The organism is Vreelandella sp. ssv (assembly GCF_059448525.1).
Genome location: NZ_CM182545.1, coordinates 1,260,141 through 1,283,488, shown reverse-complemented (window position 1 = coordinate 1,283,488; position 23,348 = coordinate 1,260,141). Strand labels below are relative to the sequence as shown.

Below are 23,348 nucleotides of genomic sequence, written 5' to 3'. Positions count from 1 at the left end.
TAGCCAATACCTAAAAATCATTTAAAACAACCTATTTCAACCAACAGAACATTGATTGAAATAGATCGAGATATGAATATTTAAAATATTAAACCTTATTTTCTCTAAAAATATTAATTACCTTTCTAACAAAAATGCTAATCATAGCGAACATAGGTGCGAGTATAATCGCCAGAATCAATCCTACTGCCAAAATGAAACTATTGCTAATACCTACTGGCTCTAGGCTTCTAACCGCTACCTGTGCAGAGTCACCCTCACTTATAGACTCTAAACGTCGTTCTAATAAAAAGACTCTTTCTAGATAATTTGCAGTGAGTTCACTTGCACTTTCACTCGAGGATTCCTGAGCAACTGACAATGCTTCAGAGTAAGCTTCATGCTGTTGCTCTAGGCTATGCCTCAATGTTTCTACAAGATTCGATTGGTCTTCTTTTAATGCAGCTACTAACCCATTGTGAAAGCGCTCAATCAAAGGCTGATGTTCATCACTGGCAACACTGGTGATTCTTATCAACAGCGTATTATCTGGATTACTAATATTCATTTCAAAAGGTAAGCTAGCTGTATCGCTTTCAGTCAATATTGAGCGACGCTCTTGTTCAAGAAAAATATTTTCTATTTTAGCAATCACTTCCTCTGGCGTTTCAACACCACGCTTTAGACCTTCCGTCGTCTCAAAAGAAGCAACACCATACATTGTCGAATAATCATAAGTTACTGGCTTGGCAAACATGAGTATTGCTGTTATGCCTACTACCACAAAAATAGTAAGCACCATGACTCTCCACTGCTTTAAAAGCAACACAACGAACTCGGCGAGCCCTATATCTTCTGCCCTATTAAAGGCATCCTCACGTTGATTATTTACATCCCTCATTACTCTCTCTCCGTATACTACCTGCCAGTGATATGCCTCGTGTCTTTCTTACTTAGTGCGTATTAGTTATTATTTTCAAATCTCTCCCTAGTGCTTTACTGTGACTTTCTCCATGCTCGACCCCATATCCAGTTCCTCTTAAGTAGTGAGCGAGTCAATTCTACCATGTTTGCTCATATGCATACTTTGGTCTCCGCCCTCTATACCCCATACAGGCTAAATTACACCATTTCGATAACCACTATATGCCGCAAAGTGGCCGTCATCATACCGCTTGGATGTACTTATGTAACGCCACTTATTCATAGCCATGCACCCTAGCCATTACTAGAGAAAGGAGTTGGAGATAATCTGCTAATAGCAGAAAAGTTATTTACCAAAAAACGCCTTCACCTTTTGATGAGGACGTCTTAAATCACGAGCTCGAATTTTTATGCCTTGCGCTCTTCTACACTAATGTGTCTTTAAAAATGATAGCGTACCCCAGTCAGCCAATATATTCTTTCAGCAGTGCTCTCCTGTCGCACATTTGGAGCATCACCATCGGCTAGCTCCTACAATACATCAAATGCGCTGGAGAACTTGTAATACGCCCCCACTGCCCAGGCATTGCTCTCTTCGCTCTCGTCACGCTCTACGTTGTAGTAGTTTGCTGTAAAGGACCACTCTGCCCAATGGCATTGGTACCGCCTAGGCCAAGAGTCTCTAACCCCCCGCGTAGCTTTCACTGTTGACTTGCGCTTCAGCACCTAAGCGCATGGTGAATTGACCATATGCTCCATCAGGCCACAGAGCATTTCGCCGTTACCGCCGCCACGCCCTACGTTTTCCACCGCGCCAAAACCTATCACATACAAGTAATGCCATCGATTCACATACCTATCTTTAGGTTATTAAGTAACATTTAAAATGGAGTGGTTTTTCTTTCAAATGCTCTTAGGCCTTTAATTCATAGGTCAATTAGCTAAGAAATACACGCAATTAAAAACAGCCAATCAAAAAAAACCGGCCTCATTAGAGGCCGGTTCTATTGGTTCTGCTAGGCAGCTTACCCTTTAAGCGTGGTATTTAAACCAAGCTTAGAAGTGGTAACGTGCGCCAGTCAGGTAGTACATGTCGTCGCCGTCAGCAGTGATGTCTGAATCTAGGCCATCAACAGTAACGTTGATTGACTGCTGGTCAGCTTGCTGCAGCTCTAGGAACACGTCAAAGTTGCTGGAGACGTTGTAGTAAGAACCCAGGGCCCAAGAAGTGCGGCTATCGTCATTATCAGGGCTTACGTCGTAAACGTCAGCTGTAAATGCCCAAGGACCAGTGGTGAAAGTACCACCTAGGCCAACGGTGTCAAAGCCACCGCCACGAATGTCGTTGTCGTCACGAGTTTCATAGCCCAGGCGCGCAGAGAACTGGTCAGTGAAGTCGTAAGAACCGATCAGGCCGTACAGCATTTCGCCATTGCCGCCACCGTTGCCGCCGCTGTTTTCATCAACGCGTGCTACGTCTTCAACAAAACCCAGACCAATGGTGATCGGGCCTTGTGCGTAACGAACACCACCTTGCGGTGCAATAACTGAACCTTCTTCACTTTGCTGAGCTTCAGTCAGGCCACGCTCACTGTAGTGCTTTAGTTGCAAGAAGGCAGTGAAACCGCTCAGGTCAGGCGTGTAGTAACCGATAGAGTCGCCACGCGACTGCTTGCGGTGACCAGCGAATTCCAGACCACGGTCGATGTAAACATCGAACGGCAGTGAAACGAACTGGTTGTAGAAGCTATCGAAGTTACCGGCTTGGAACGTACCGAACTGGTCGCTCTGCACACCCAAGTAGCTCTGACGAACTTCGCTGAAGCCACTGTCAGTGTCGTTCTCATCACCGTTGAAACGCCACTCAACACGACCAAAAGCGGTCAGGTCACGAGAGACGTCGTGGCTCATGCGCAGACCAAGACGTGAATAAACGTTTACAAATTCAGCGTCGTTATTGATTTCTTCGTTGGCACCGTTGTACTCAGGGCCGCCGCCAGCGATACCCATTGCGATACGACCATAGACGTCCAGTTTGGTGCCGTCTTGGTCATATACAGTTGCAGCTTGTGCTGCAGCTGAGGCACCCAAGGCGCCAACGATAGCAGTCGCTAAAAGTGTTTTTTTCATGATGTAAGTTCCTTAACTCGTATACTGTTTCGATCGTTGCTGCTCGACTCTTAATAAGTCGGCAGGTGGCTTTTGCGGGCCATGCTCTTTTTCCATCCCCGGTTTTTCCCGGTGGTATGCGGCATGTCCTCAACTAAGCCTTGTTATAGTCCAATGCTCGCAGGACAAACTCTATACTGGGATTCCAGGGAACGCAATAGAAAAAAACAGTGTTTCTTTACTATTTGCACTTTTTTATGGAACCCCTGCGCCCCGTCCCGGTCTCAGCGGCTTTTGAATTTCTGCTGTAGGCCTAACAACTTGTCTTCCAAGCTAAGCGGCTTATGCGATTCGCTTTTTTCCTTCTCAGCCTGCTCTGCCAGCACTTCACGCGGTTTTGGGGTGGCTGTCTTCGGTTTGGTTTGAGCCTTTTTAGGCGATTCGATCTCTTTCTTTTCGCCGCGTTTTTCTGATGCATGCTGAGCGGCTTCTTTATCGACCTTGCCAGCAGGCTTTCCGTCTAAATCTACCCGTTCGGCTCCCACACGCACCGCTTTTATATAGCGCGGAAGGTTTACGTAGTTGGCCAATGCGCGACGAATGAGCTTATTGGACCACTCTTCACGCTCGGCCAAGTCTTGGTGGATACCTACTTTGAGTGGCTTGGTATGGCCTTTAAAAAACGCTTGTGGGTAGCGTTCATACCATTGATTAAGCAGCGCATGCGGCGAAGGTGGCTGGGCAGACTCATCCGTTTGCACTGTATCCGCCAATTCAGCAGGCGCGTTTTGTTCTTTATGCCCTGATTCAGGTGTTAGCTGCGCGGGTGCTTCTGGCGCTGGCTCATGCTTCTCACCTGTCTGTTGCTCTAGCTCTTCTTGAACGGGCACTTCTTTCTCAACCGCATCATCCTTAGGGGCAACTGGATCAGGCGCTGCTTCGCTTTGGGCCTCAGCTGTGGTCGCCCCCTCCTGACTTGTCACGCTTGGCTCTGGGGAACCTTGCGGCGCCAATTGCTGCTTTAGCCGCTGATTTTCTTCGCGCAGGGCTTGCAGCTCAGCTTGTGTACGCTCGAGACGCGCTTCTAAATCATCCAACATGTTCATTAAGCTGGCGGCCATAGCCTTCTCCTTTGACCTTTTCAGTCGGCGATGCGCTCGTAGACCACAAAATCGTAGCTTGGCTGCCCTTCTGCTGGCTGCCCCGCTACGCGCTGTACTTCTTGCCATTCGCTGGCGTCGAAGTCAGGAAACGTAGCGTCGCCTTCTACGTCAATGTCCACTTCCGTTATGTAGAGCCGCTGAGCAAAGGGTAGCGCTTGACGGTAGATTTCTCCGCCTCCCATTACCATGATCTCTTCTGCCGCTTCAATGGTGGCGTGCTGGTCGGCGAGCGCAAGCGCTGCGGGCAGGTCGTGGCATACACGTAGGCCTTCGTGGGAAAACTCGGCGTTACGGGTAACCACTACATTAAGCCGGTTAGGTAGCGGTTTGCCAATGGAGGCGTACGTTTTACGCCCCATCACCAGTGGCTTTGCCTGGGTAATACGCTTAAAAAACTTCAAATCTTCAGGCAAGTACCAGGGTAACTTGCCGTCTACACCAATCACGCGGTTTTTTGCCATGGCAACAATCATTGCCACGGGCACCAGGAAATCGAAGCTATCGTTTTGCTGGCTCATACCGCCACCTCTGCTTTGATATGCGGGTGCGGCTCATAAGCCTCAATTTCAATATCTTCAAAACGGAACGCAAACAGGTCGTCTATTTGTGGGTTAAGTACCAGCTTTGGCGCTGCCTTTGGGGTGCGCCCAAGCTGTTCTTTGGCCTGTTCCAGGTGATTACTGTACAAGTGCGCATCGCCTAGGGTGTGGATAAACTCACCCGGCTGTAGGCCGGTCACCTGTGCGACCATGGTCAGTAGCAAGGCGTAGCTAGCGATGTTAAATGGTACGCCGAGGAAAATGTCGGCGCTGCGCTGATAGAGCTGGCAAGACAGTTTTCCATCGGCAACGTAAAACTGGAACAGGCAGTGACACGGTGGTAGCTGCATTTCATCCACCTGGGCTGGGTTCCAGGCGGAAACAATTAAGCGGCGCGACTGTGGCGAAGTGCGAATTTGCTCGAGCACCTTGGCAATTTGGTCAACGCTGCCGCCATTGGGGTCAGGCCAGCTACGCCACTGGTAGCCGTATACGGGGCCAAGATCGCCGTTGTCATCTGCCCATTCGTCCCATATCCGTACGCCGTTCTCTTTTAGGTAGGCGATGTTGGTGTCGCCCTTCAGGAACCATAGGAGTTCGTGAATGATAGAGCGCAGATGCAGTTTTTTGGTGGTGATGAGCGGAAAACCACGCGATAAATCGAAACGCATTTGATGGCCAAACACGGAGCGCGTGCCCACGCCTGTGCGGTCGTGGCGGTCAACGCCATGTTCCAAAACGGTTTTCATCAAGTCTAAATAGGGTTGCTCAAGCGCGGGCGTTGTAGCAGTCACAGAATTTCCAAATTAACAGGCGGTGTAGCGGTTTATTCTAGGCCCCCATGGCAGCTTGGTCTAGCGGTGCCGCCCGGTTAACGATATTCACCCCAGTCCAGCACGGTTTCGCGGGTGCGCTTCACTTACCACGCGCTACAAACCCACCAATTCAAGTGGATGCACGAACCGGGGCACTAAATTGACCTGATACCTCAATACTTTAGCTTGCGGCTTTTACATCGACTGGCTGTGAACGCGACCAAGCGATAACGAATAGCCCCAGGGCAATCATGGGGAGGCTTAGCAGCATTCCCATGGTGAACCAGCCAAACGCAAGATAGCCAATATGGGCATCGGGCATACGGACAAACTCGACCATGAAACGGAAAACGCCGTAGCAGACTAAAAACAGCCCGGATAGAAAGCCGCGTGATGTGGGCTTGGCGGAGACCCACCAGAGAATGGCGAACAGCACGACACCTTCCAGCAACGCTTCATAGAGTGCAGATGGATGACGAGGCTCGGGGTCCATGCCGGGAAAAGGCATCCCCCAGGGCAGCGATGTGATGCGCCCCGGCAACTCGTGGTTAATGAAGTTGCCAATGCGCCCTGCGCCCAAACCGATGGGAACCAAGGGAGCAATGAAGTCCGTCAGCGTTAAGAAAGCTAACTGTTTACGGCGGGCAAATATCCAGGCTGCAAGCAGAACGCCGAGCAGGCCGCCGTGAAAGCTCATGCCGCCATCCCATACGCGGAAGATCCATAGCGGGTCGGCTGTCCATTGCCCAAGCCCGTAGAACAACGCATACCCTAAGCGACCGCCTGCCACCACACCGATCGCACAATAAAAGAGGAGATCACCGATATCATCATTATTAAGGCCGATACGCGATGCCCGACGACAACCGAGCCACCACGCTGCGACAAAACCTACTACGTACATCAAGCCATACCAATGGACTTGCAGCGGCCCTAGGGAGATAGCCACTGGGTCAATCGTCGGGTAATTAATCATTTACACTCTCTAATCTGACCAAAGGGAAGTTTCATATACGAATCAGTGAAGGCACCCACGCCACAAGCAAAACCGCCGCACTAGGAGAGGAGAAAACGCACTCCTACCACCGTCAGCAGTAGCGCAAAGGAGAGCCGTAGTACATGAGCGGGCAAAACGTGAGCAAGTTTAACGCCTAAGCGGGCAAATGGAACGCTGGTGACAACGATACTGAAAAACGCTGGCCACATGACAAAGCCCGTTGCCCAGGGTGGCAGAAGCGGATTGCCCCAACCGACGGCGATAAACACCAGCGCACCTACGAGCGCGATGGGCAGCCCGACCGCCGCTGCCGTGCCCACTGCTTGGGTCATACTGGCTCCGCAGCGAGAGAGTAACGGTACCGTCATGGCGCCGCCACCAATCCCAAAAAGCGCGGAGATGCCGCCAATCACGCCCCCGGCCAGCGCCATTACCCATTTTCCTGGCGCGACGCTGCCTGGTTTGGGCGTTAAACCGAACACCATCTTTGCGGCAATGAGTAGAACAAAGACGCCAAACATAGTTCCCAGCGAGGTGCCCGACAGATTGTCCGCCACAAACACCCCAGCGATGGCGCCCATCACCAGGCCTGGCAGCAGTGCCTTAAACCACGCACGATGAATGCTGCCTTTTCTAAAATGGCCCAGGGCCGAAGAGGATCCGGTGACGAGGATAGTGGCCAGAGAGGTGCCAATGGCGAGGTGCATGATAATGTCTGGGGAGACGTTTTGTAGTCCAAAAGCGAATACCAGCACGGGAACGATAATGAGCCCGCCCCCAACGCCAAACACCCCCGCCATCGTGCCTGCGACTGCGCCTAAGGTTAAATAAATCGCTAACGCAATGACGATGGTCATGCAGGCGGAGCCGTTTTCAACGTCCCTGGGAACCAGTGGGTAATCATATTGAGGAGCGTTTCAGGCTGATACGGCTTGGCGAGCAGGTCATCCATCCCCGCCGTTAAGCAGGCATCACGCCCGGCATTGTCGGCATTCGCTGTCAGCGCGACCAGCACGCTTTGGCCACTGCCACGGCTGCGCTCATACGCACGCCAGCGCCGGGTGGTTTCAAGCCCATCCAGGGTGGGCATAAAGATGTCCATAAACACCAGATCAAAGAAGGCGCTCTGCTGTCGCTCAAGCGCCTGTTCACCACTACTCACACCCTCTACTTGCAGGCCTTGGGTTTCCAGCATTTGCCGCGCTAGCATTAAATTCACCGGCCCGTCGTCAACGACCAAAACGCGCAACTTGCGTGGGGTGCTGGCAGGCCTATCCCTGCTTGGAATCATACTATCCGCTACGCTACCCACGTTCCCCTCAACGCTGTCTACACTGCTATTTTCAGCGCCATTTCCAGCTCCTTCGGCAACACCATCGGCAGCGCTTTGCTGAACTAGATTCGCTAGCAACGCGCGAATATCTGATAGCCGCTCACGTACATCGGCGATGTTCTGCCGACAACTATCGGACACCTCTTTTTCAGCCAGGCTATCCAGGTGCTCAAACAGACCATTGGTTTCACGCTGGAGCAGCGTTAAGTAGCCGGATTTGAGACGTGACTCTTCTCTGGCTCTTTCACGCCCGGCTATTAAGTGTTTAAGCTGGCGCTGCTGATGCTGAAGGTCGTCTAGCAGCGTTTGTTCGTGCTCCTGTCGATCATTCTTGATCGCGGCGCTGGCGACTTGCGAGCAGTTCATGCAGCGCTCAAGACCTGCGAGCACTTCGTTAACACTGGCTAGCCGTTGTAGCGGGAGATGTGATTCATCGGCGGCACTCGGCGGGTCGCATTTATGCTTGGGCAGTGAGCGCGCGGCAGTGGTACACAGCGCCTGACTGTGCCGTTCAAGCTCAGTGAGCTCATGCATAAAGCGGTTATCTTTACGCCGAGCGCGCGCCTTGACCAGCATAAGAAAGGCGCCGACATTCAAACTACTGCCGATCAGCAGTGCCGCCATTAACCATAGCGTGGTGCTCCAAGAGGCATAGCTGGGCGACATCCCCCACATCATGGCACCGACCACTAGGCACAGCACGGTCAATGCTGCTTGTACAAGCAGCAGAGGCCACAGGAGAGGCCAAACAATGGCGTTCCAAAAGTGCTCCCTTTGATAGCGTTGCATGATCTCGCCTTCCTCTTGGCCAAATGGTCGCTGATAACATGACCGCAGTGAATCCCCAGAAGTAGCTGCCCAGATGCCTGCCATCCCACCTTTTAGGATGATGCTTTATGCTACAAACATGATGCTTATATAAGTGTACGTCTACACTTCGTTACTGTCATGCTGCTCTTCCGTTGAACGTTTTTCATCCTTTTCCCCTAAGAGTTTGCTATGTGTTTGATTACATTTGCTTGGCAACCTGGCACGCCTACGCCTTTGCGGCTGATAGGCAACCGTGATGAGTTCCATGCTCGTCCGACCGCGCCGCTGGCGGAGTGGAAAGATAACCCAGGGATTGTCGGTGGTCGTGATTTAGAGGCCGGAGGATCTTGGCTGGCGGCCAAGCACGGCGGCATTATTGCGGCCTTGACCAACGTACGTGATCTGCAATTAGGCACGCCGCCCGGTGCGCCAAGCCGGGGCGAGCTGGTCGCTGATGCCCTGCAGTGCGACGACATTGACGCTTGGCTTACCACGCTCAGCAAGGGCGAGGCACTCAGTTACGCGGGCTTTAATTTGTTAGTGGCGACCCCACAGCGGCTTTGGCACTTGCACCGCAGCCGTAATCGTCTGGTTCTAAATGATGTGGCTCCCGGTGTGCACGGGCTATCCAATGCCGATATTGATTCCCCCTGGCCAAAACTTTTACACGTTCGCAGTGCCCTTGAGCAGCAGCTGCTACCCAATGGCTTATTACCCGAATGGCCAACCACCGTTCAGCGCGCCATGCAGAATTCGCAGGAAGCGGCTGTGGAGGAGTTACCGGATACTGGCGTAGGGCTTGAATTAGAGCGCCAGCTGTCGGCGGCGTTTATTGTTGGCGAGCGCTATGGCACCCGTGCCACTTCGTGGCTAACATTAGACGCCCAAGGGAACATCGACATTACCGAGCAGCGCTTTGGACCGCTGGGGCGCTTTGAAGGTGAAACCTCCTTAGCGCTACCCAGCCGTTAATGCCAAACACCTATTAGTCGCGGGGTGGCATCAAGTGCGACAACTGCCACTCATCCAAACGCTGATCTAAATGGGCATGCACCTGGGCAGGCGTGTCCAGCTCCATTACTTCTTTGAGCAGTTGTTGGGCATCGCTAAACGGTACTCGACGAATGGCTGCACGCACTTTGGGCAGGCTGGGCGCGTTCATGGATAGGCTGGTAAAGCCCATGGCCATCAGCAACAAAGCCCCGGCCGGATCACCGGCTAACTCACCGCATAGCGAAATGGGCTTATTCAGCCGCGTGGCGTCATTGGCCAGCTCAAGCAGGGCACCGAGCAGCGCGGGGTGAAGGGCATCGTAAAGGCTCGATACCCGCGGGTTGTTGCGATCCACTGCCAGCAAGTACTGGGTCAAATCGTTGCTACCCACGGAGAAGAAGTCGACACGTTTCGCCAGTGCGTCCATTTGGTAGATGGTGGCGGGCACTTCAATCATTACGCCGACTTTTGGCCTGATGACGGGAATACCCTCTTCGCCTAGCTCTAAAATGGCGCGATCCAGCAGGCGCAGCGCTTCATCTACTTCTTCTACGTTGGTGATCATCGGTAACAGCACGTAGAGGTTGTCTAGATCGATTGACGCTTTAAGCATGGCGCGCAGTTGCACCATCAGTACTTCGGGGTGATCCAGCGTTACCCGCATACCGCGCCAGCCAAGGAATGGGTTGGCCTCTTCAATGGGGAAATAGGGCAGATCCTTATCGCCCCCAATATCCAGGGTACGCATCACTACCGGCAGCGGCGCGAAGCCTTCAAGCTGGTCGCGGTAGAGCTTGGTTTGCTCTTTTTCGCCGGGGAAACGTTCGGTAATCATAAACGGCACTTCGGTACGGTAGAGCCCCACCCCACCGATGCGGCTTTTCAGCAGCGCAGTGGCGTCGACTGCCAACCCGGTATTCACCATGAGCGGCATGGTGTGACCATCGGGCGTGGCACTGGGCAGATCCTGTTCGTGCTCAAGCAGTTCGCTGAGCGCCTCTTCTTCGGCGATCAGACTTTCATAGCGCGCGGTAAGTTCAGGCGCTGGGCGTACAAACAGCCGACCACGATGGCCATCCAGCACCACCGGAGCACCCCCCAGGCGTGGCAGCGGCAAATCGACCATGCCCAGCACTGTAGGAATGCCCATGGCGCGGGCGACAATCGCCACGTGGGAGGTGCTGGAACCCCGCACCGAGACCAATCCTTTAAGCTTATCGCGGGGGACTTCACCCAGCATCGCCACACTGATCTCATCGCCAACCAGAATGGCGTTATCCGGGTAGGTTTCCGGCGTAGAGGGGGTATCTTCCTGCAGGTGCGCCAGCACTCGGCGGCCCAGATCGCGAATATCGGCGGCGCGCTCACGCAGGTAGTTATCGTCGACACGCTCTAAGTACTGCACATGGCGGCGCACTACGTCGGCGAGCGCGCCTGGCGCCCACTGCCCTTCACGAATACGCTTTTCGACTTCATCGGCCAGCGCCGCTTCGCCCAGCATCTGCTGATAAACATCAAACAGCGCCAGCTCCTGGGCGGAGATCCGACTTGCCAACCGTTCGGCGGCCGCACGAATTTCACTGCGGGTTTTGCCGATGGCTTCCTTTAGGCGAGCAACCTCGTAATCCTGGTCGCTGGGCACTAAATCGGGAACGCTATTGAGGTCAGCCGGGGGAGTAATCACCACCGCTTCGCCCATGGCCATACCGGGAGATGCGGGCACCCCTTTAAACATTGCCTGGCCACCGGCAAGCGCCGGGCGCATGAGATTGCCCGTCGCCAGTGCGTGGGCCAATACGCCCGCCAGCTGAGCCGCCATGGTGACCAGGAAAGCTTCGTCTTCATCGTCGTAGCGGCGCTTTTCGGCTTGTTGCACCACCAGTACACCCAGCATATGGCGCTGATGAATAATCGGCACGCCTAAAAAGCTGGAGTAACGCTCTTCACCGGTGGCTTCAAAGTAACGGAATTGCGGGTGAGTCTGGGCGTCTTCAAGGTTTAAAGGTTCACTGCGTTTGCCCACTAACCCCACCAAACCTTCCCCAAGCGGCAGTACTACGCGCCCTACTGCTTGGGTGCGCAGACCGATGGTCTCCATGAGTACCAGTGACTCAAGCTCTTTGTCGTAGAGGTAGAAGGAGCACACATCGGTCTGCATCGCTTTACGAATTCGGCGTACCATTGTGGACAGCGCGGCGTCGAGGTTGCGCGCGCCATTCACTTCCTGAATCACCCGGCGCAGCACCTCAAGCATGGACGTTTTACTTTTCACTGTTATTTGCCTCGCTGAGGAATTTCTTGGCAAACTACTGCCGCTCTACCTTGAGCAGCGGCGTGTCGCCCTAATCGTCATCCTGTGCCAGGCGCTGAACGCGGAGAGACAATTCTCTCAGCGCGCGCCGATATACCTCTCGCTTAAAAGGCACTACCTGCCCTAGCGGGTACCAGTAGCTTACCCATCGCCACCCATCAAATTCGGGTGTGGGGGTTGCCGTCATACAGATTTGGCTTTCCTGGCAACGGATTTTAAGTAAAAACCACTTCTGCTTCTGGCCTATACAGACCGGACGCGAATGCGTGCGAATCATACGTCGTGGCAGACGGTAGCGTAGCCAGCCCCGGGTGCAGGCAACAATATCAACATCGTCGGCGGTTAGGCCGATTTCTTCGTAAAGCTCACGAAAAAGTGCTTGTTGTGGCGTCTCGCTTGCATTGATGCCCCCCTGGGGAAATTGCCACGCATTTTGTCCTACCCGACGCGCCCAAAGCAGCTGCCCCTGGCTATTGGCAATGATGATGCCAACATTGGGGCGAAAGCCGTCAGCGTCGATCACGGACATCACCTTATAAATTTTCAGTTGTCCCCATTTTTCCACAAGGGTGACAAGCGTATCAATACAATATAACGCTAAGTAGTGAATGCTTACGTTGTCTAAGCCTTATCGTTGATGGGAATGGCATGGCGACTCTGCGATAATCCGCGTCCGCTACTTGCTTAACTAGCGCCTTTCAGAGCACTACTGACCGTCACTTACCAACGACTAATAAAGGGGAGCGCCGTGAGTCTGGCCATATTCGATTTGGATAATACGCTGCTATCCATCGACAGCGATCATGCCTGGGGCGAGTTTTTACTCGAACAAGGGGCCGTCGACCCGATCGCTTACCGGGAAGCCAATGAGCGCTTCATGGCCGATTACAATGCAGGCACCCTGGATATGGCCGCCTTTTTGGAAATGGCGCTTAAGCCATTGGCTGACAATCCACCTGAACAGCTTTCGGCGTGGCACCAGCAGTTTATGGCCAGCAAAATCGAACCGCATATTCTGCCCAAAGCGGAAGAACTGCTGGCGCGCCACCGCACCAAAGGCGATGTGCTGCTGATCATTACAGCCACGAACCGCTTCATTACCGCACCGATTGCCGAGCGTTTAGGGGTTGATCACCTAATTGCCGTTAACCCGGAAGTACATGCGGGCCGCTACACTGGGCGTGTTTCGGGTATCCCAAGCTATCGCGAAGGCAAAGTCACTCGTTTGAACCAGTGGCTTGAACAGCAGGACATTTCAATGGAGGGCGCTTGGTTTTACAGCGACTCCCACAATGACCTACCCCTGCTTGAGAAAGTCGATCGTCCCGTCGCGGTAGACCCCGACGACACCCTGCGCAAAGTCGCCGAAGAGCGCCAATGGCGGATTATGAGCTTGCGGGATTGAAGTGAGTGGTTGGAGTATAAAAAAAGCCCTGCAAGCATAGCTTGCAGGGCTTTTGCGTTGATGGCGCTCAGTCAAAAGCGCCAGCAGGCGCGTTTAGCCGAGCAGGTGCTCGACGGCTGCACGCTCTTCGCGCAGTTCTTTCTCGGTGGCTTTCATCTTCTCTTGGCTGAATTCGTCAATTTCGAAGCCTTGAACGATTTCATACTTGCCACCCTGGCAACGCACTGGGTAGGAGTAGATGATGCCTTCGTCGATGCCATAGCTGCCATCAGACGGAATCGCCATGCTGACAATGCCTTTGGAACCCAGCGCCCAGTCGTGCATGTGGTCGATGGCGGAAGAGGCAGCAGAGGCGGCAGAAGAGGCGCCACGTGCTTTGATGATCGCCGCGCCGCGCTGCTGCACGGTGGGGATAAAGTCGTTCTCGTACCAGTCGCGCTCAACCAGATCGAACGCTGCTTTGCCGTCGACTTTGCACTGGGCCAGATCCGGATACTGGGTGGCACTGTGGTTGCCCCAGATGATCATGTTTTCAACGTCGGTGACGTGCTTGCCGGTTTTCTGTGCCAGCTGGGTCAGGGCGCGGTTGTGGTCCAGGCGCGTCATCGCGGTGAACTGTCCTGCGTCCAGATCCGGCGCGTTGCAGGAAGCAATCAGCGCGTTGGTGTTGGCCGGGTTACCCACGACCAGCACTTTCACATCACGGCTAGCGTGATCGTTCAGCGCTTTACCTTGCACGGAGAAAATCGCTGCGTTGGCTTCCAGCAGATCTTTACGCTCCATGCCTGGACCACGCGGACGTGCGCCAACCAACAGGGCGAAATCAGCGTCTTTGAACGCTACGTTAGGGTCATCGGTCGCGACGATGTCTTGTACCAGCGGGAAGGCACAGTCGTTAACTTCCATGACCACGCCGTTCAGGGCGTCCATTGCCTGGGGAATTTCCAGCAGCTGGAGAATGACTGGCTGATCCGGCCCTAACATGTCGCCTGCGGCGATGCGGAAAATAAGTGAGTAGCTGATCTGACCGGCGCCGCCGGTAATCGCAATACGTACTGGATCTTTCATCATTGCTCCTTGATAGGTTCGCCTGGGGATGGTTCTCGCCTGAGGAGTGGCTCAACAGAACTCAAGACGCAAAGATGGTATGCCCAGCCGGGGAAAAACTCAATCAGACAAGAGGCTACTACCCCTTTACCATACTTATCATTCGCTCAGCGGCTTGCTACTCGCTGAAAAGGTTGAGTTGCGCTATGGTATCTTCGATTTTATGCCCTCCTTTATTGTTTTGCTAAGGACATGGACGCTCCATGCGAAAAATCCCCTTCTCTTATGCGTTAGCTAGCTTACTGGTGCTGGCGCTGGTGATATGGCTAGCCTTTGGTAATTTTCAGCGTTTCCAAACCAGTGCGCCGGAAGCTTCTCCCCGCAGCGATACGGGGCCACGGGTAGAAATTGCGGTGCAGCAGAGCACGCCGTTTATTCCCCAACAGATCATTCAAGGCCAGTTGACCGCTGAACGCGAAACCACCCTGCGTGCCAACGTCGCGGGCTTTGTAGCCGAAAAGCCAGTCGCGCAAGGCAGCCGTGTGAATGCGGGCGAGACGCTACTGGTGCTGGATAACGATGCCCTGCCTGAACAGATCAAGCAGGCCCGGGACGAGCTAGCGGTCGCTGAGGCGGAGTATGCCGGAGCCCGCAACCTGCGCCAGCGAGAACTGATCTCACAGCCTGAACTACTGCGCCTGCAAAGTGCACTCAGCGCCAGTGCCGCCTCAGTGGCCCAGCTGCAGAAGCAATTGGACGACAGCCGCCCCACGGCCCCTTTTGATGGCGTACTGAACCGCGTTCAGGTGGAACTAGGCGACCTATTACAGCCTGGAGAAGAGTGGGCCCAGTTAGTGGATGACCGCCGTTTGAAAGGTGCCGCCTGGGTGTCTCAGCAGCAGGTAGGCGATTTGGGCGAGGGGCTGCCGGTAACCGCACGGTTACTCAATGGCGACCATCTGGAAGGCGAGCTGACCTTTATTAGCCACCGCGCCGAAGAGGCCACGCGCACTTTTTACATCGAAGCCACCTTCGACAACCCGGCGGGTAAACGTCTAGCGGGCGGTAGCGCGGAACTGACGATTACGCTGCCACCCCGCCAGGTGCACACTCTGTCGCCTGCCCTGCTCAGCTTGAACAGTGAGGGCCAACTGGCCGTCAAGCATCTGGATGAGAACGATCAGGTGCAACAGACGGTCGTCGAGCTGGTGAGCGCCGATATACAGCGCGCCTATGTGACCGGCCTACCCGATCCGCTGCGTCTCATTACGCTAGGTGCCGGCATGGTGGATACCGGCGAAACGGTAACGCCGGTGCCCGTTGAAGACGCCATTATTACGCAACCACAACCGCAAGCCGGGCAGGATAGCGTTCATGCGTCAGTTGATTAATGCGGCGCTAGCCCACACCCGCACGACGCTACTGCTGCTGGTGGGTCTGTTGCTGGCGGGCATTGCTGCTTGGCAGATGATCCCAAAAGAAGCCAACCCCGACGTCACCATCCCGATGATTTATGTATCGCTGTCGTTGGAGGGGGTTAGCCCCGAGGATGGTGAGCGGCTACTGATTCGGCCCATGGAGCAGGAGCTGCGCGGCATTGAGGGATTGCGCAAGTTTACCGCCCAGTCCAGCGAAGGCCATGGCTCGATTACGCTGGAGTTCGACCCTGGCTTCGACCCCGATACTGCGCTGACCGACGTGCGTGATCGCGTGGATATTGCCCGTAGCGAGCTGCCTGACGAGGCCGATGAGCCTCGCGTGATGGAGGTCAATGTCTCAGAGTTTCCGGTCTTGACCATTGGCCTATCAGGGCAGTTGGATACCCGCGAGCGCATGACGATTGCCCGGCGCTTGCAGGAAGAGATCGAAGGCATCGCCGATGTGCTGGAAGTCGACATAGCCGGTGAGCGGGAAGACCTGCTGGAAATCGTCGTTGATCCGCTGGTGCTGGAGAGCTACGGAGTCGATTTTGATGCGCTGTTTAACCAAGTATCGCGCAATAATCGCTTGGTGGCGGCAGGCAGTCTGGATACCGGCGCGGGGCGTCTGGCGCTGAAAGTCCCCGGCATTATCGAATCCCTTGACGATGTCATGAACATGCCGGTCAAGGTGGATGAGGATCGCGTCGTCACCTTTGGCGATGTGGCATGGATCAATCCCACTTATAAAGAGCCGGAAGGCTTTGCCCGCATTGATGACCAACCCGCCGTGGTGCTGGAAATTTCCAAGCGCGCTGGGGCGAATATCATCGCCACCATTGGTGCTGTCCGTGACCGCTTAGCTGAAGCGGATGATTTGTTACCTGAGCAACTGCGGTTCACCACTATTCTGGATGAGTCGACCACCGTTGAGAATATGCTCTCCGAGCTACTCAACAACGTACTGACCGCCGTAGTGCTGGTACTGATTGTGGTGGTGGCGGTGATGGGCTGGCGCATGGCGCTGTTGGTAGGCCTGACCATTCCCGGCGCTTTCTTGACCGGTATCCTGCTGGTGTGGGCATTTGGTTTTACGCTCAATATCGTGGTGCTGTTTGCGCTGATTCTGGTGGCAGGCATGCTGGTCGACGGGGCGATTGTTGTGAGTGAACTTGCCGACCGCCACTTGCGCGATGGGCAAACGCCCCATCAAGCGTGGCTCAACGCCGCTTCGCGTATGAGCTGGCCGGTCATTGCCTCGACGGCCACTACGCTTGCCGTGTTTATTCCCCTGCTGTTTTGGCCCGGCGTGGTGGGACAGTTTATGAAGTACCTGCCCGCCACGGTGATTTTATGTCTGCTGGCATCACTGGCCATGGCGCTGGTGTTCTTGCCTACCCTAGGGCGCTTGTTTACCAGGACCGATGCGAAGCAATCATCGACGAATAATGAAGAGGCCACAACCTCCTTCGGGCGCGGCTATCGACACCTGCTGACCCGGCTGCTTAAGCATCCTGCCTGGGTACTGCTGGTTACTGTGCTATTGATGGTGCTGCTGTATACCGGCTATGCCCGCTTTAACCACGGGGTCGACTTTTTCCCCAGCGTAGAGCCTGATAGTGCCCAAGTACTGGTGCGCGCCCGCGGTGATTTCTCCGCCCTGGAGACCGATGCCATTGTGCAGCGGGTAGAGGCGAAGCTATCCGGCATGAGCGAAGTGAGAGCGCTCTATGCACGCTCGTTTGCGGTACCTAACGAGCAAATGGGCAGTGATGTGGTTGGCATGCTCCAGTTCCAGTTTATCGACTGGCATGAGCGGCGCCCTGCCCAGGCGATTCTGGACGATATGGCCGAGCGTGCCCGTGATATTCCCGGTATTACCCTGGAGTTCCAGGAGCAGGAAATGGGGCCCGGTGGCGGCAAGCCAATCGTGCTTGAGGTGAGCGCCACGAATCCTGACGTCGCTGATGCAGGCGTTAACCAGTTAACCCAGTTAATGCGCGAACTGGGGGGCTTTACCGACATTCAGGACAACCGCAGCCTGCCCGGCGTGGAGTGGCGAGTAAACGTTGACCGTGAAGCTGCGGCGCGCATGGGCACCGATGTCACTACCATTGGCAGCGCAGTACAGCTGCTCACCACCGGCCTGCAGGTGGCGAGTTATCGGCCACCCGAAGTCAGCGATGAAGTGGATATCCGCGTGCGCCTGCCGCAGAACTGGCGTTCGCTGAACCAGCTTGAACGCTTGACGATCAACACCTCGCGGGGACAGGTCCCTATTTCGCACTTTGTAACACTGGAACCGGCGCCCAAGGTGGGCACCCTTAACCGTATCGATGGTCGCCGGGCGATTACCATGGATGCCGATCTCGCTCCTGGCTATCTTGCCGATGAGCGTCTGCGGGCGCTGCTAGAGGCGGGTCGCGATAGCCTGCCTGACGGTTTAATGGTCAATGTGGCGGGCGAACAGGAGGATCAGCAGGAGTCGATGCAGTTCCTGGCCAGTGCGTTCATGATTGCGATTGGCCTGATGGCGCTGATTCTGGTCACTCAGTTCAACAGCTTCTATCAGGCAGGATTGGTGCTTTCGGCGATTGTATTCTCCACCGCAGGGGTGCTGATGGGCCTGCTGATTACCGGCCAGGCTTTCGGCATTGTCATGGTGGGCATGGGGGTAATTGCCCTGGCGGGCATCGTGGTTAATAACAATATCGTGTTGATCGACACCTATAACGAGCTTCGTGGCCAAGGTATGACGCCCGGCGAGGCCGCGCTGGAAGCGGGCTGCTTACGCCTTCGTCCGGTGCTGTTAACGGCGATCACCACGGTTTTAGGTCTGATGCCGATGGTGCTGGGGATCAATGTCGATCTGTTTACCCCTGCCCTTGGCTTTAATGCGCCCTCCGCCCAGTGGTGGACGCAAATGTCGAGCGCCATCGCCGGTGGCCTCACCTTCGGCACAGCGCTTACGCTACTGCTTACGCCTTGTATGTTGGTGATTGGCGGGAAGCTTCGTCGCAGGGGGTGACGCAACGCAAAGCGGTGCCGGGGTGGGTTGAGATTATTGAGGAGCAGAAGCGCCGCGTGGCGGCGCCTGTAGATACGGATGCTTTCAGCTATGAAGGTTACGCAGGTGCTTTGGTGTTCTGGGGGCTGTGGGCGGCGTGTAAACGCGCGATTAACTGGTCTTCCAGCGCGAAACGCTCGGTGAGACCGCGAGCCAAACGGTCAATCCAGGCCGGTAGCCGGGCAATATTTTGCTCGCAGCTAAGGGTGGAGCCAAAATCGGTATCAAACTCCAAAACCATCTCGGTCGACATCTCTAAACGTTCGAGCAACTTCTCTGCGATGACCAGCGCGCCCTCATCGCCGAAGGCCTGCGCCTCTTCCGACAGTTGAGGATAAATTTCAAAGTGACCGGCGCTAATATAGTCCATTAATTGCTCGCTGAACGTATCAATAGGCGCTTTGCTGACCGCTTCCAGTTCAACGTCGCACGCTTCTTTCAGCTCAATAAAGCTAATTAACAGCTGACGTCGCTGATCCAGCCAGCGGTCAATCAATGCATGCACGCCTCCCCAGCGCTCCAGGGCATTTTTGCAATCTTCGAGCATGGGGCTTTCTCCTTAACGTCACCTTAAAACTACAATTAGCCGCTCTGACTAACGAACAGGCTTAGAGTCGCGCCTCCACCTACCCCTGTCAATCCCAGCAGGCACGGTTTCCTTGGTGCGAAGTGTTCAATAATAATAACGCTTTCTTCTATAAATAATGACCAACTTTCTAATTGCATCAATCATGCTTTCAAGCTGTCTCTCTTAATGCTCTCATCTTCCGGCGGGCATTGCGAGGACAGCCGTACTTTGTCACCAGGCGCACACATGAAAAAATACTTTAAGCCTAAAAAGTTTATGCTTGAATTTTATCAACACCTCTCCTATCTTCAGAAAAGAGCCTGCTTTCCTGTGGAGAACAAAAATGAGAATCGCCTGCCTGGGTGGAGGGCCTGCCGGCCTCTATTTCGCTATCAGCATGAAGCTAAAGGATGCTTCCCATGACGTAGTGGTGATAGAACGTAACCGCGCAGACGATACCTTTGGCTGGGGCGTGGTGCTGTCAGACGAAACCCTCGACAACCTGGCAGCCAACGACCCGGTCAGCGCAGAGCGTATTCGTGAGCATTTTGCCTATTGGGATGATATTGCGGTTGTGCACAAGGGCGTTAAGACGGTCTCCACAGGCCACGGTTTTTGCGGCATTGGCCGCCGCCAACTATTAATCCTGCTTCAGGAGCGCGCTCGCGAACTGGGCGTTGAAATGCGCTTTGAAACCGATGCTACGGAAGCCAGCATTGATCAGTTCCGGCGTGAGTATGATCTGGTTTTGGCCGCTGATGGCCTCAACTCCCGCACTCGCCAAACCTATGCTGAGCATTTCAAACCCGACATTGATGTGCGGGCCTGCAAGTTTGTCTGGCTGGGTACGCATCAAACCTTTAACGACGCCTTTACCTTTATTTTTGAGAAGACCGAGCATGGCTGGGTCTGGGCCCACGCTTACCAATTCGATAACGATACGGCGACCTTTATCGTTGAGTGCAGCGAGGCCACCTGGCAGGCGTTCGGCTTTGGTGAGCTTAGCCAGCAGGAATCAATTGCGGTCTGCGAACGGATTTTTGCCAAGCATCTTGACGGTCATTCACTGATGACCAATGCCAACCACATACGCGGCTCGGCGTGGATCAACTTCCCTCGAGTCCTCTGCGAACGCTGGCGCTATGAGAACGTGGTGTTAATGGGCGATGCTGCCGCTACTGCCCACTTCTCGATTGGTTCCGGCTCCAAACTCGCCCTTGAAAGCGCTATTGCGCTGGCTAACTGCTTACATAGTGAAAACAGCATGGAAGCCGCCGTCGCTCGCTACGAGGAGGAGCGTCGCTTCGAGGTACTCCGCCTGCAGTCCGCGGCGCGCAACTCCACCGAGTGGTTCGAGCAGGTAGAGCGCTACCTGGACCTGGACCCGGTGCAGTTCAACTACTCCCTTTTGACCCGCTCCCAGCGCATCAGCCATGAAAACCTGCGGGTGCGCGACCCTCAGTGGTTAGAAAGCGCAGAGCGCTGGTTTCAAACCCAGGCGGGAAATCCAGACAGTGCCCGCGCGCCAATGTTTGCACCTTACCAACTGCGCGATATGACGCTGGTCAATCGTGTAGTGGTTTCCCCCATGGCGCAATATAAAGCCATCAACGGCTGCCCCACCGACTGGCACTTTAGCCATTACGCCGAACGCGCCAAAGGTGGCGCAGGCTTGGTCTATACCGAGATGACTTGCGTCAGCCCCACCGGACGAATTACCCCAGGATGTCCAGGCTTATACGCCCCGGAGCACGAAACAGCCTGGAAGCGTCTGTGTGATTTCGTCCATGCGGAAACCAAAGCCAAACTTTGTGCCCAGATTGGTCACTCCGGTGCGAAAGGCTCTACCCAGCTTGGCTGGCAGGAGATGGACGCCCCGCTTATAGATAGCAATTGGCCGATAATGGCCGCCTCGGCCCAGCCCTGGTCAGAGCGTAACCAAGTACCTAAAGCGATGGATCGTGATGATATGGATCGGGTGCGCGACGAATTTGTCAGCGCTGCCCAGATGGCAGATCGCGCCGGATTCGACATGATCGAGATTCACGCCGCCCACGGCTACCTGCTCTCTTCGTTCATTACTCCTCTGACCAACCATCGGGACGATGATTACGGCGGCCCGCTGGACAATCGACTGCGTTACCCGTTGGAGGTGATCGAAGCCGTGCGCCGCGCCTGGCCCGCTCATAAGCCACTATCGGTGCGTATTTCTGCCAACGACTGGTGCGGTGATGAAGGCATCACCCCAGACGATGCGGTGGAGATCGCCAAACGGCTGCGCGATGCAAAGGTGGATATCGTCGATGTCTCTGCCGGGCAAACATCGACTCAGGCCAAACCCGTCTATGGGCGCATGTTCCAGACGCCCTTCTCTGATCGGATCCGTAACGAGACGCCTATCGCCACCATGGCGGTGGGCAATATCTATCAGGCCGACCATGTGAACTCGATTCTGATGGCGGGACGCGCCGACCTGGTGTGTATCGCCCGCCCGCACCTTGCCGACCCTTACTGGCTGCTGCATGTGGCTGCAGGGTTGGGTGACCACGAGGTTGAATGGCCCGCGCCCTACCGTGCAGGCGCCGATCAGCTGCAGCGTTTGGCTGAACGTGGCGAGGGCTGGGTATGATCCTAGAAAATAAAGATCTGGCAGGTAAACGCGCCGTGATTACCGGTGGTGGCAGTGGCATTGGTGCCGATATGGCCCTGGCCTTTGCCCAGGCGGGCGCCGAGGTCATTATTACCGGCCGCCGGGAGGCTGCCCTTCAAGCGGTCGCCGAACAGCACCACGGCATCCATATCGCCGTGGTAGATGTCACCGACGAAGCTGCCATGGTAGTGCTCTTCGAGCAGTTGGGCAGCGTCGATATCGTAATCGCCAACGCCGGGGCAGCGGAAAGCGCCCCGTTCTCCAAGACCTCTTTCGAGCAGTGGCAGCGCATGCTGAACGTCAACCTCAGTGGGGTATTTCTGACCCTGCGTGAAGGGCTGAAGCAGTTAAATGACGGCGGCCGACTCATTGCTGTGGCTTCCACGGCAGGCCTGAAGGGCTACGCGTATGTTGGCGCTTACTGCGCGGCCAAACACGGCGTGGTGGGACTGGTGCGTTCACTGGCGGCTGAAACCGCCACGCGCAACCTGACCGTCAATGCGCTCTGCCCCGGTTTTACCGATACGCCGCTGCTGGCCGCCAGCGTCGAGAACATTGTGACCAAAACCGGCCAGTCCGCCGAACAGGCTACCGCACATTTTCAATCGACCAACCCCACCGGGCGCTTAGTCACTCCTGCAGAGGTCACCGCGACAGCCCTATGGCTATGCGGGCCCAATAGCGGCGCGATTAACGGCCAAGCGATCTCAATTTCGGGGGGTGAAGTATGACGTCTGAAAGTGTGGAGAAAAACAGCTTAAGCAAGGAGCGCCTGCGCTTATGGCTACGCATGCTGCGGGTTACTCGTCAGGTGGAGTCGGAGCTGCGCGAACGCCTGCGTACTGAGCACGACTCTACACTGCCACGCTTTGATGTGATGGCCGCGCTATATGCCGCTGAAGAGGGCCTGAAAATGAACGAGCTCTCTAAGCGGCTGCGGGTCTCCAACGGTAACGTCACCGGCATTATTGATCGCCTAGTGGAGGATGGCGCCGTAGAGCGCATTGCCATTGAGGGCGACCGGCGCGCCACCCGGGTGTGCCTGACAAAAGCTGGCCGAGAGAACTTTAGCGGTATGGCCATTGAACATGAACGCTGGATCAATGCGCTGTTTGAAGGAGTAACCGAAGAGGATGCTCACCATATAGGCGAGTTGCTGCATCGCTTGCCGGCTTCTGCTAACAACGTCCCTTAGTTACACCCCTTAACGGCCTCGATTA

Annotated in this window: 19 protein-coding genes; 7 read left to right on the top strand and 12 right to left on the bottom strand. The window is 55.0% G+C overall.

Features of this window, described 5'->3' with window-relative positions; all coding sequences use genetic code 11:
• Positions 1 to 88: 88 nt before the first annotated feature.
• From AC5TBW_RS05945 to AC5TBW_RS05910, 8 genes are all read right to left on the bottom strand, one after another.
• Positions 89 to 880, bottom strand: coding sequence for a lipopolysaccharide biosynthesis protein (locus AC5TBW_RS05945; RefSeq protein WP_495511174.1), 792 nt, complete (start codon positions 878 to 880; stop codon positions 89 to 91).
• A 1,079-nt stretch (positions 881 to 1,959) separates the two neighbouring features.
• Positions 1,960 to 3,033: a porin gene (locus AC5TBW_RS05940; protein WP_495511173.1), complete on the bottom strand. Its 1,074-nt coding sequence runs from the start codon at positions 3,031 to 3,033 to the stop codon at positions 1,960 to 1,962.
• Between the two features lie 263 nt (positions 3,034 to 3,296).
• Complete coding sequence (locus AC5TBW_RS05935) at positions 3,297 to 4,133, bottom strand: ProQ/FINO family protein (protein ID WP_495511172.1); 837 nt, start codon at positions 4,131 to 4,133, stop codon at positions 3,297 to 3,299.
• Positions 4,134 to 4,153: 20 nt separating this feature from the next.
• Positions 4,154 to 4,693, bottom strand: a complete 540-nt coding sequence (locus AC5TBW_RS05930; protein WP_495511171.1) for a dihydrofolate reductase — start codon at positions 4,691 to 4,693, stop codon at positions 4,154 to 4,156.
• Positions 4,690 to 5,508, bottom strand: a complete 819-nt coding sequence (locus tag AC5TBW_RS05925; RefSeq protein WP_495511170.1) for a thymidylate synthase — start codon at positions 5,506 to 5,508, stop codon at positions 4,690 to 4,692. The genes AC5TBW_RS05930 and AC5TBW_RS05925 overlap by 4 nt, the downstream gene beginning before the upstream one ends.
• A gap of 202 nt (positions 5,509 to 5,710) precedes the next feature.
• Positions 5,711 to 6,505: a prolipoprotein diacylglyceryl transferase gene (lgt, locus tag AC5TBW_RS05920; protein ID WP_495511169.1), complete on the bottom strand. Its 795-nt coding sequence runs from the start codon at positions 6,503 to 6,505 to the stop codon at positions 5,711 to 5,713.
• Between the two features lie 80 nt (positions 6,506 to 6,585).
• Complete coding sequence (locus AC5TBW_RS05915) at positions 6,586 to 7,383, bottom strand: sulfite exporter TauE/SafE family protein (protein ID WP_495511168.1); 798 nt, start codon at positions 7,381 to 7,383, stop codon at positions 6,586 to 6,588.
• The gene (locus AC5TBW_RS05910) at positions 7,380 to 8,648 is read right to left on the bottom strand and encodes a response regulator (RefSeq protein WP_495511167.1); all 1,269 of its coding nucleotides are present in this window, start codon (positions 8,646 to 8,648) and stop codon (positions 7,380 to 7,382) included. Before AC5TBW_RS05910 ends, AC5TBW_RS05915 begins: the two co-directional genes overlap by 4 nt.
• A 210-nt stretch (positions 8,649 to 8,858) precedes the next feature.
• On the opposite strand from AC5TBW_RS05910, the gene AC5TBW_RS05905 reads away from it, so the two are divergent.
• Positions 8,859 to 9,641, top strand: a complete 783-nt coding sequence (locus AC5TBW_RS05905; RefSeq protein ID WP_495511166.1) for an NRDE family protein — start codon at positions 8,859 to 8,861, stop codon at positions 9,639 to 9,641.
• 13 nt (positions 9,642 to 9,654) lie between these two features.
• Here the strand turns inward: AC5TBW_RS05905 and ptsP are convergent, their stop codons facing one another.
• Complete coding sequence (ptsP, locus tag AC5TBW_RS05900) at positions 9,655 to 11,916, bottom strand: phosphoenolpyruvate--protein phosphotransferase (protein ID WP_495511919.1); 2,262 nt, start codon at positions 11,914 to 11,916, stop codon at positions 9,655 to 9,657.
• Between the two features lie 88 nt (positions 11,917 to 12,004).
• A complete protein-coding gene (gene rppH / locus AC5TBW_RS05895) occupies positions 12,005 to 12,496 on the bottom strand; it encodes an RNA pyrophosphohydrolase (protein ID WP_230805948.1) in 492 nt (163 codons plus the stop codon).
• Positions 12,497 to 12,721: 225 nt separating this feature from the next.
• Between rppH and AC5TBW_RS05890 the strand changes: the two genes are divergently transcribed.
• Positions 12,722 to 13,378, top strand: a complete 657-nt coding sequence (locus tag AC5TBW_RS05890) for a histidinol-phosphatase (RefSeq protein WP_495511165.1) — start codon at positions 12,722 to 12,724, stop codon at positions 13,376 to 13,378.
• Positions 13,379 to 13,471: 93 nt separating this feature from the next.
• Here AC5TBW_RS05890 and AC5TBW_RS05885 read toward each other — a convergent pair whose 3' ends face one another.
• Entirely contained in the window at positions 13,472 to 14,446 is a 975-nt protein-coding gene (locus tag AC5TBW_RS05885; protein WP_022519687.1) for a malate dehydrogenase, read from the bottom strand.
• A 242-nt stretch (positions 14,447 to 14,688) separates the two neighbouring features.
• Between AC5TBW_RS05885 and AC5TBW_RS05880 the strand changes: the two genes are divergently transcribed.
• Positions 14,689 to 15,816: an efflux RND transporter periplasmic adaptor subunit gene (locus tag AC5TBW_RS05880; RefSeq protein WP_495511164.1), complete on the top strand. Its 1,128-nt coding sequence runs from the start codon at positions 14,689 to 14,691 to the stop codon at positions 15,814 to 15,816.
• Positions 15,800 to 18,871 carry an efflux RND transporter permease subunit gene (locus tag AC5TBW_RS05875; RefSeq protein WP_495511163.1) on the top strand — a complete coding sequence of 1,024 codons (3,072 nt, stop codon included), beginning with the start codon at positions 15,800 to 15,802 and terminating at the stop codon, positions 18,869 to 18,871. Before AC5TBW_RS05880 ends, AC5TBW_RS05875 begins: the two co-directional genes overlap by 17 nt.
• A 97-nt stretch (positions 18,872 to 18,968) precedes the next feature.
• On the opposite strand, the gene rsd is transcribed toward AC5TBW_RS05875, so the two are convergent.
• Positions 18,969 to 19,457: a sigma D regulator gene (rsd, locus tag AC5TBW_RS05870; protein WP_495511162.1), complete on the bottom strand. Its 489-nt coding sequence runs from the start codon at positions 19,455 to 19,457 to the stop codon at positions 18,969 to 18,971.
• A gap of 364 nt (positions 19,458 to 19,821) precedes the next feature.
• Between rsd and AC5TBW_RS05865 the strand changes: the two genes are divergently transcribed.
• The 3 genes from AC5TBW_RS05865 to AC5TBW_RS05855 are packed head-to-tail and all read left to right on the top strand — an operon-like array spanning position 19,822 to position 23,323.
• Positions 19,822 to 22,107, top strand: coding sequence for a bifunctional salicylyl-CoA 5-hydroxylase/oxidoreductase (locus tag AC5TBW_RS05865; RefSeq protein ID WP_495511161.1), 2,286 nt, complete (start codon positions 19,822 to 19,824; stop codon positions 22,105 to 22,107).
• Positions 22,104 to 22,859 (top strand): SDR family NAD(P)-dependent oxidoreductase, encoded by a 756-nt coding sequence (locus tag AC5TBW_RS05860; RefSeq protein ID WP_495511160.1) that lies wholly within the window; start codon positions 22,104 to 22,106, stop codon positions 22,857 to 22,859. Before AC5TBW_RS05865 ends, AC5TBW_RS05860 begins: the two co-directional genes overlap by 4 nt.
• Entirely contained in the window at positions 22,856 to 23,323 is a 468-nt protein-coding gene (locus tag AC5TBW_RS05855; protein WP_495511159.1) for a MarR family winged helix-turn-helix transcriptional regulator, read from the top strand. The genes AC5TBW_RS05860 and AC5TBW_RS05855 overlap by 4 nt, the downstream gene beginning before the upstream one ends.
• The last annotated feature ends 25 nt before the right edge of the window (positions 23,324 to 23,348 follow it).